The organism is Paenibacillus terrae, from assembly GCF_005217525.1.
GTDB classification, from domain to species: Bacteria; Bacillota; Bacilli; order Paenibacillales; family Paenibacillaceae; genus Paenibacillus; species Paenibacillus terrae_C.
The window spans coordinates 179,670-188,327 of sequence record NZ_PNXQ01000012.1; the positions used below are offsets into that span (position 1 = coordinate 179,670).

The following is an 8,658-nucleotide window of genomic DNA, read 5'->3' on the forward strand; positions in this document are numbered from 1 at the left end:
TCAAGGCTCGACTCGGGAGTGAATTTCAACGCGAGATTTCGGTACGCTCTCAGCAATGCGTACCTTTCTGTGGAAATCCGGTAGACGTTTACTTGTCTCCGTCCATGTCTTTGTTCATGTGATTCAAAGAGTTGTCCTTATTTTAAACAAAGTAGGTGCAGAAGGCAAGACCTGTTTGTCAGGTTCGGTTCTCTCCCGGTTTTGAATCGGTTATAATGTGAACAGCAACGGGAATCTCTGCCATCTAAAAGACGTTATATACAAGGAGGAATTATGAGCAAAATCAGAGTATCGGCGGTTCAATACCATCTGCATACGATTGATTCGTTCGAGGAATTTGCCCTTCAATCGGAGCATTATATCAAAACAGCCGAGGAATTTGGTGCGGAATTTGTTCTGTTTCCCGAGTTTTTTACGACCCAGCTCATGTCGATCGGTGACGGTCAAGGCAAGGCGCTGACCATTAACGACCTGCCGGATTTTACAGATCGCTATCTTGAATTATTCACTTCATTCGCCCGCCGGACCGGGATGCATATCATCGGCGGTACCCATGTGGTGCAACGAAACGGACGTTTATATAATACGGCACACCTGTTTTACCCGGATGGACGTGTAGTCACGCAGGACAAAATTCACATCACACCGACTGAGGTGCACGAATGGAATATGGCTCCCGGCGAGGGGCTAAGCGTGTTTGAGACATTCAAGGGTAAAATAGCGATGCTGACTTGCTATGATATTGAATTTCCCGAAATCGTACGCATGGCGAAGGCGAAGGGAGCAGATATCATTTTCTGTCCATCCTGTACGGATGATCGCCATGGCTTTTACCGGGTACGGTATACAAGCCACGCCAGAGCGGTTGAAAATCAGGTTTATGTGGTTTTGACAGGCACGGTAGGCGCTTTGCCTACGGTTGATTTTATGCGGGCCAACTATGGACAGGCGGCAGTCATTACACCGAATGATATTCCATTTCCGCCACGCGGCATTATGGTAGAAGGCGAGTTGAACAACGATATGATCGTCACCGCCGATCTGGATTTGCAGCTATTGTATGATGTGCGCGAGCGTGGCTCAGTGACCACATGGCGTGACCGCCGTACGGATTTGTACACAGACTGGAGCTAACGAAAGGAAGAGCGTCATGTATCGCAAAGAATGGTTTGTCTTTGACGGAGATCGACCGTTGCGGGCGGTCATCCGTAATTATTCCATAGCCGATTATGAGGGGCTGCTGCGTATTCAGCAGGAGAGCTTTCCGCCGCCCTATCCGCAGGAGCTGCTGTGGAGCCGGGAGCAGATTGCAAGTCAGGTTGAGCATTTTGCAGATGGAGCGCTGTGTGTGGAAATTGAGGGGGAACTGGCGGGTTCGGTTACCAGTCTGTTGATGCATTATGAGCCGGAGCATCCTCAACATACATGGGAGGAAGTCGCGGACGACGGTTATATTCGTACCCATCGTGAGGACGGTAACGCGCTGTATGTGATCGACTTGGCCGTTCGTCCCGCTTATCGTAGACTGGGGCTGGGCAAGTGGTTGATTTTTTCCTTATACCATCTTGTCATTCAACTTAAACTGGATCGTTTGTTAGGCGCAGGACGCATGCCCGGTTATCAGTATCATGCCGACCAGTTAAGCGCAGAAGCATATGTAGATGCTGTGGTTTCCGGCGAGCTCAAGGACCCGGTGTTAACGTTCCTGCTTCGTTGCGGACGGGTGCCTGTTTGTATCATGCCTGATTATCTGGACGATGAACAATCGCGTAATTATGCGGCCTTGATGGAATGGCGAAATCCGTTTCATACCGATCACTGAATCACTACATCACTACATAAAAAGGAGTATGCCCATATGGAATATCATCGTATTACCCATATAGAAGACCCGCTATTTGCGAGCATGCATCAGTTAATGCAGGAGGTATTCCCACCGGAGGAAGTGCTGGAGTATAGTCTGTGGAAAGAACCGTTGGAAGACCCGGGCATCCGTGTCTTTGTTGCCGTACAGGACCAAAAGGTGGTCGGTGCAACCGAATATCGCTACTACGAGGATTTTAATGTAGCCATGACGGACTTTACGATCATTGGACATCCAGGGCTCGGTATTGGCCGTTTCCTTTGGAAGCATCGTCAGGCTGATTTGCATTCGCTTGCTCAGGCCAGCGGACAGCGGTTGCAGGGGATGTTTGCGGAAATTTATGATCCTTATCGTGGCAATGATCATACCTTTGGCGGCGTCAAGCCGATGGACCCGTATGTACGGCGTGAGGTACTATCTCATCTGGGCTACAAACGACTGGATCTGGACTATGTACATCCATCCTGGAATAACGATGGCGTCGCTGTAGAAGGGCTGAATTTGGGCTTTATGCCCGAGGATGACAGCGTAAACGAGGTGAGCGCAGCGTTAGTGGCTGCCTTCCTGCGCCGCTACTACACGGTGTTGTCGAACAAGCCTGCGGTATGGAATGAAATGGTCGAGGGGTTGGAAGCCCAATCAATGATCGCGCTGTTGCCCTTGTAAAAAATACGAATATAGAAAGGGTGTTCCGAGCAAGCCATTCATTCATCAACGGTATGGCTTGCGGAGGCACCCTTTTTACTTCCATAGGTGTTCCCTGATCATGCCTGGTCCTTGAGTACGGGCTTTGCCGATGCAATGCCTCGCGGAATGTTTTCGACAAGATGTTGCTCGGTATCATCTGTATTGGACTTGTCCGCAGACCTGCGGTCGTCCTCTTCCACAGGATTCAAGGCTTTGTAACGTTTATATGCCATATCCGCCTGAGACATAGGATCTTTATACATAACGGACCTCAACTCCTTTTGGTTGTAGATAATTCATTACCCTTTTGAAAGGCTCGGCAACCGTTCGTCATCATCATTCCCATCGGCGCCATTCAGTAAATCCGTGCCATGTACAAATTCCGCTGGAGCGGAAGGGTCAATAGGGCTATCCGGGGAAAGATCATCGGCATCAGGAATGTTTTCCAGTGGAGTATCCGGTCCATCGGTCAGGTTCTCCCAATTCTTTTCTGCATTTTGCAGGGAAGGCTCACAATCGTTGTCATGAAGCTCATCATTTATATGATCTCGGTTTGCCATCATACTCCAACTCCTTTGTTCGTTTATTGCTTATTCCGACCTTACCCAAACGGCAGAACGATTAAACCTTGGGTTAGTGTGTCTGTACGAGGCTAAAATCATGCTAAATCGGGATGTTGCCATTCCCAATGAACGTTTTTTTCCGTAACTGCTGTGATATGATAAGAGGACAGGAAATGATCATAATCAATAAAAATTGACAAAAAATGAGTAAAAAGAACATGATATCCTTCTTATGAAGAAGGTATGAACATCATCGTATAGAATAATATTATTCCAGGACGTTGAAAAATGATAAAACGCATACAATTTTGTGAATCCTACTATGTAACTTTGAGGTGCTTAACATGAGGCTTGTGCCCAAAGCTGTCACCGCCCTGCTGGCGGTCATTGTAATACTGTTGTCGGTAGGCCTACCCGCCTATGCGGCCAAAACGACCCCTGAAATGGAAACCCGGATACCCTCCTGGGACATGAGATGGGGAGTGGAAGGGGAGGATGGATCACTTGATGAGGTGCGGGACCCAAGCAAAGTTTGGATGCATATTAATGATGATTCACAGTTGCTCAAGCAGCCGCCGAATACTGGCTCTGCCTGGATTCGTATTCGGCTTCCAGCGTTGAATGATGAAACGCCAGCGGTGCTTTTTGAAAATATTTATGGTAGACATATTACGCTGTATAAGGACGGTATCAATTTTTATGAGTCCTATCGCGGGTACAATTATGAAAATAATCGTATTCTGATACCGCTTAAACCGGAAGACAGCGGTAAAACATTATACATATGGACGGAAAGCAGCAAGAACAGACTGGGCATTATGGGAAATGTGATGACTGGTGAATATCGTGATTTGCTGGGAACCTTGGTCAGAATGGATGTTCTGGATATCGTACTGGGCAGCACCTTTATATTTATAGCTCTGGTGCTGCTGATCTGCTCATTTTTTCTGTTCCGTCCAAGCATGGCAATGTGGCTGTCCCTAAGCGCAATCGTGCTGTCTATTGGTCTGATGATCGTGACGTATTCACCCTTCCTGTATACGTTCTATCGCAGCTACGGCAAGCTCTATTTACAGCTTTTTGATGTAGGGTTATTTATTCTGCTGCCCTCATTAGCTTACTTTTTTGAACAAAATATCAATTCAATCATACTGATTCGCAAATTTAGAAAAGTGCTGACATTTTACTCCTTGTTCTGCTTTACAATGATGATTGTGAATTTAGGGGTACAGGAGCGGTTAAACGATGTATATTATTTTTTTAGTGTAATTATCCTGTGTGTTTTACTCGTGGCATTACTTGTGTTGCTGGTATTTGCTTCGATTCGCATGGCGCTTAAGGGAGATCACGAAGCGATCATTTTATCGATAGGCTTTGCATTTTTCGCTGTCATTTCCATCGGTGAACTGACCTGGTTCTTCATCAGAGACGGACACTACAATATGATTCTGTGGAAATGGGGCGTGTTCGGCTTTGTGCTGGCACTGATTGCGATTCTGGGCAGAAGACTGGCAGAGAAGCATAAGCAGGTGGTTCGGTATTCCAGAGAGCTAGAGATGTTCAATAATGAGCTTCAGCGTTCGGAGAAAATGGAGATTATTAGCGATCTGGCTGCATCTGTAGCTCATGAAGTACGCAATCCGCTTCAGGTTACTCGTGGTTTTCTCCAGTTGATGAGCAAGCAGGAGGATGGAAAAAACAAAGACTATCTGCATATCGCGCTGGAAGAGCTGGATCGTGCCTCGGGGATTATCACCGATTTTCTGACATTTGCCAAACCTGAATTTGAGCAGACCACAACGTTGTCCATCCTGGATGAATTTAAGCATATTGAAGGAATCATCAGTCCGATGGCTAATTTGCAGGGCGGTAAAATTTCTTTGGATATTCCCCAGGAAATCAAAGTGCGTGGGAATTCCTCCAAGTTCAAACAGGCATTCATCAACATTATTAAAAACAGTATTGAAGCGTTGCGAGATCAGGGTCATATTCATATATGGGCTTATGTGGAAAGCGGGGAAGCTGTTATTCATATTCGGGATAATGGCGAAGGGATGGACGCACAGACCTTGTCCAGACTGGGTGAGCCTTACTTTTCCAATAAGACCAAAGGCACAGGATTGGGCATGATGGTGACCTTTCGGATTATTGAAACGATGAACGGAAAAATTTCTTTTACAAGTGCAAAAGGGGTGGGAACAGAAGCGACGATCCGCTTCCCCGTAGCCGGATAATATCCGGCTTTTTGTGCTAGGGAAAACGGAAGGAAGCTTGCTGAACCCACCCGCATGGTGTTTAAGGATTATCAAACAAAAACAAGTTTACCACATGGAGCGTGGTTTCTGGGATGAAGCGAGCACACCGGAAGGGTCTGGAGGGATGACCAGATAAAACTGATCTGGTGTTTCCTCTAATGTTTTGATTTGGACATGATCGGGGATAACGACTCCTAACACATCACGGATTGCAGACTTGGGATCTGTCATCAGTTTTTCTCTAAAACTGGCATCCTCCCACGCTTTTTGAATGACCTGTGTTTGAAGAACTTCAGTAGCCATCAAAAATCACCCTCTCATTCAATTGGTTATATTTACCTAGACAGTATAGCACGAAAGTATCGTAAAAATCTAGCGCTATTTCATATTTTTGGAGAGCCAAAAATCCAGTCCGCCTCTTCGCAAATGCGAACGTCCGGCTTCAATTTCTGCCGCCTCTTCACCCAGTTCTTCTGCGATCGAACGCGTGAACATACGCAGTCCAGGGATGGCAGGCTCCAGATGCTCCAACTGCTGAACCGCTTGATCAGCAATGCTCACGTAACTGACAAGCGCCCCGCGTACATAAATCGCCTCCCGAATTTGCTCTGGCCCCAGTCCTTCGCGATAAGCCGTCTTTTGCTCGGCGCTGATGTGGGACAAAAGGCAGTTGTAGCTATTTTCCTCTAAGTCCTCCGACCAGTCGGCCCAGTCATCCGACATTTGGAGTACAACCAGCGCTGTATCTGTCATGTCTGTAATGGTCTGAATCAGGTCGGCCCGCCCTGCGAGCAGCAAAGCACCCGTCCCAGCCATTTTTAAGGGACTGGCTTTCAGCGCCACCTGACGCCGTTCCCCCTGAAAAAAGTCCTTTGCTCCCTCAGATGTCACACTAACGGCCCATTCACCAATATACGTTTGGGCATACGTCCAAAAAGGAGAGGACGCAGGAAAAAGGTCCCGGTATACGTCCAAGCATTCAGTATAGAACAATTGGCTTAAGGCGAGTTGCGTTTTGCGATTGTCTGCTGCTGTGTCCATCACATCGTCCTGAATCAAATAATGAGCCATGACGAACACGTTGCCCAGTGACAGCTTACGGCAAATTTCGGGAGCCATCCCGGTGAGCTCCTGCAGCCAGAACGGAAGCAAATAGCATATGTAGTTGCGCGTGCTGTCTTCCCTTAACGGATTAAAACGGGCCAGATAGTCCAAGCCCTGACGCTGAAATGGAGCAGGAAACGCGGCTGTCCGTTCTTCCGCTTGACGGAAAACAATTTCCAATTCATCTTTGTATGCAAAATACCATTCCATCGCTATCACCTGCATCTCTTATGGATAATTTTATAGCGATATCTAGTTGTTACCTGCCATTATAAAATAGATTGCAATTTTCAACATTTTGTTATTTTTACATTAAGGATTTTACGAAAATCTGTAAAGTGAATAAAAAAAGCAGAAAGAGAAAATATAGTATGAAAAAGGACGAAAGAAGGGTCTGCATCATGAAAAACCAATGGAAATTGACCGCTGCTATCCTATATGGAGGGGTGATGATGTATGGGAGTGCAGGCGCTTCCGGTGCTGAACCGGGCAACCCGTCGCAAGCTGCCGTTCCTAATGCTACAAGCCAAGGAGAAGCTCATCAGGGGAAGGTTGCACCACAGGATCATCACAGATCAGGACATGTTCATAGACATGGACACGAACATGGACACGGACATGGACATGGTAAAGGGCCAGGCGGCTGGAATTACCATTTGAATGAGAAGATCGCCAAGCTTCTGGGTATCACTCCTGCCCGGTTAGAGAATGAACTGGGACAAGGCAAATCGTTGGCCGATATTGCTAAAAGCAAAGGCATCAAAGAGGAACAGCTCATTGATAAGCTGAAAAATGAAATGACCGTGGATCTGAAACGGCTCGTGAACCGTAAAGGTCCGATTACATTCGACCGTAAGTCCGGGGCTCCACATGAAGCCCAATTGAAGCGGGAGCCAGGGGTCACCTCAACCTCGGTTAATGAAAACTAAGCTATGTACTAAAAAAACCTTGAGAATGGCGGTTCTCAAGGTTTTCATATTCACCGGGCGGTTCGCATCGGATTCCTGCTTTCACAGGGCACCTTGGTCTGGCACAGTCCGCAGCCGGCGCCCGATTCGGCCTCACCGCCGTTTAGCACCGCAAAGTCCCGCGATGCCTGGCCATACACAAATTTCATGCAGGCGATTTTGTCATGTCCGCCGTCCTTGCTGATCGCCTGCACAGGGCAGCGGGTAATGCACACACCGCAGATGCCCTTGCTGCACAGCAGGCAGTTTTCGGTATGGCCTGTTGACGTTCTGGCATCAGGCGGCACTTGGAGATCGGTCACCACGGACAGCAGGCGGATGGCAATTCCTTTTTCGGTGATGAAGCCGTCATTAATACTGAAGGTGCCAAGACCCGCAGCATATGCAATGTGGCGCTCCGACCAATTGGAGACAGGCCCTCCTGCGGCACCATAAATGCTGTACCAATCCGTATCCAGTGGCGCAACCGCACGGTAACCAAGGTCTGTTAAATATCCCGTCAAATGCCTCCTTGCAGACTGTACAAAATATTCATCGCCGAAGGTCCGCAGCAGTGCCCATTCTTTGGAGGCTCTATCTTTTTGTGCACGATTAGCCTTGCGGATCGTCTCGCTGATCGGCAGCACAACGCTGATAACGGTGCCTCCATCAAAACTCCCCATTCCGAAGGAACGTTCAAATGCTTCCTGCGGCGTGGCGTGGTCGGGCCCCACCACTCTTTTGTACTCCTCAAACAAAGGATCATTGGCCCCGGCAAATTGAATAATCGGCTCCTCGTAATAAGGACTCTGTAGTTCTTCACAAACATTGCCCTTGTCTTCGCTCACATAGGTCTTCATCTCGGCTGCGATGATTTCTCTCATATCAGGTACGGATTCAACCATCCTATCCACATCCCTCTCCGTGGTTATTGTTCACCAGCAAAGCATTCTTTCCTTGATACTGCGATAAACATTTTCAATCTTTTTCGTGTATATACACGAATTGAGCATCACCTCATGTAAGAAGGTGACTGATCACAAACCCAAATTTTCAATTTTGGATAAGAGTGCGGTCAGTATCTGCAGCTCCCCATTTCCCAATGACTCCTGCAAACAACGCTGCGCCTCCTCCCAAAGCTCTGCTGCGTCGTTGTATATCGTTCTTCCATTCTCCGTCAGAGTAAGGCAGCGGTTGCGACTGCCCTCAGCAGATATATCCTCCACATATCCGCTATG

The 8,658-nt window shown here is 47.6% G+C and carries 10 protein-coding genes, 1 pseudogene and 1 other annotated feature (1 of these 12 cut by a window edge); of the genes and pseudogenes, 5 read left to right on the plus strand and 6 right to left on the minus strand.

Annotated elements, in window-relative coordinates; genetic code table 11:
• Positions 1–114 (minus strand) — a binding site (T-box leader); it reaches 158 nt to the left of the window's first position.
• 159 nt (positions 115–273) lie between these two features.
• Genes C1I60_RS10855 through C1I60_RS10865 form a run of 3 tightly spaced genes read left to right on the plus strand, consistent with a single transcriptional unit; the run spans position 274 to position 2,530 of the window.
• On the plus strand, positions 274–1,134 hold the full coding sequence (locus C1I60_RS10855; RefSeq protein WP_137061733.1) for a carbon-nitrogen hydrolase family protein: 861 nt from the start codon (positions 274–276) through the stop codon (positions 1,132–1,134).
• Between the two features lie 16 nt (positions 1,135–1,150).
• Complete coding sequence (locus C1I60_RS10860; RefSeq protein WP_137061734.1) at positions 1,151–1,822, plus strand: GNAT family N-acetyltransferase; 672 nt, start codon at positions 1,151–1,153, stop codon at positions 1,820–1,822.
• A 36-nt stretch (positions 1,823–1,858) separates the two neighbouring features.
• The gene (locus C1I60_RS10865; RefSeq protein WP_137061735.1) at positions 1,859–2,530 is read left to right on the plus strand and encodes a GNAT family N-acetyltransferase; all 672 of its coding nucleotides are present in this window, start codon (positions 1,859–1,861) and stop codon (positions 2,528–2,530) included.
• A 98-nt stretch (positions 2,531–2,628) separates the two neighbouring features.
• Here the strand turns inward: C1I60_RS10865 and C1I60_RS10870 are convergent, their stop codons facing one another.
• Positions 2,629–2,814: a hypothetical protein gene (locus tag C1I60_RS10870; protein ID WP_137061736.1), complete on the minus strand. Its 186-nt coding sequence runs from the start codon at positions 2,812–2,814 to the stop codon at positions 2,629–2,631.
• A gap of 36 nt (positions 2,815–2,850) precedes the next feature.
• A complete protein-coding gene (locus C1I60_RS10875) occupies positions 2,851–3,111 on the minus strand; it encodes a hypothetical protein (RefSeq protein ID WP_137062241.1) in 261 nt (86 codons plus the stop codon).
• 347 nt (positions 3,112–3,458) lie between these two features.
• On the opposite strand from C1I60_RS10875, the gene C1I60_RS10880 reads away from it, so the two are divergent.
• On the plus strand, positions 3,459–5,348 hold the full coding sequence (locus C1I60_RS10880; RefSeq protein ID WP_137061737.1) for an ATP-binding protein: 1,890 nt from the start codon (positions 3,459–3,461) through the stop codon (positions 5,346–5,348).
• Positions 5,349–5,435: 87 nt separating this feature from the next.
• Here the strand turns inward: C1I60_RS10880 and C1I60_RS10885 are convergent, their stop codons facing one another.
• Together C1I60_RS10885 and C1I60_RS10890 are read right to left on the minus strand one after the other, a co-directional pair.
• Entirely contained in the window at positions 5,436–5,672 is a 237-nt protein-coding gene (locus C1I60_RS10885; protein WP_137061738.1) for an NHLP leader peptide family RiPP precursor, read from the minus strand.
• Between the two features lie 75 nt (positions 5,673–5,747).
• Positions 5,748–6,683 (minus strand): hypothetical protein, encoded by a 936-nt coding sequence (locus C1I60_RS10890; RefSeq protein WP_137061739.1) that lies wholly within the window; start codon positions 6,681–6,683, stop codon positions 5,748–5,750.
• A gap of 191 nt (positions 6,684–6,874) precedes the next feature.
• Here C1I60_RS10890 and C1I60_RS10895 point away from each other — a divergent pair, with 191 nt between their 5' ends.
• Positions 6,875–7,402 (plus strand): hypothetical protein, encoded by a 528-nt coding sequence (locus C1I60_RS10895; RefSeq protein ID WP_137061740.1) that lies wholly within the window; start codon positions 6,875–6,877, stop codon positions 7,400–7,402.
• 50 nt (positions 7,403–7,452) lie between these two features.
• Here C1I60_RS10895 and C1I60_RS10900 read toward each other — a convergent pair whose 3' ends face one another.
• Together C1I60_RS10900 and C1I60_RS25555 are read right to left on the minus strand one after the other, a co-directional pair.
• On the minus strand, positions 7,453–8,325 hold the full coding sequence (locus tag C1I60_RS10900; protein ID WP_137062242.1) for a (Fe-S)-binding protein: 873 nt from the start codon (positions 8,323–8,325) through the stop codon (positions 7,453–7,455).
• Between the two features lie 132 nt (positions 8,326–8,457).
• Positions 8,458–8,658, minus strand: a pseudogene (locus C1I60_RS25555) (MarR family winged helix-turn-helix transcriptional regulator); the annotation flags it as partial.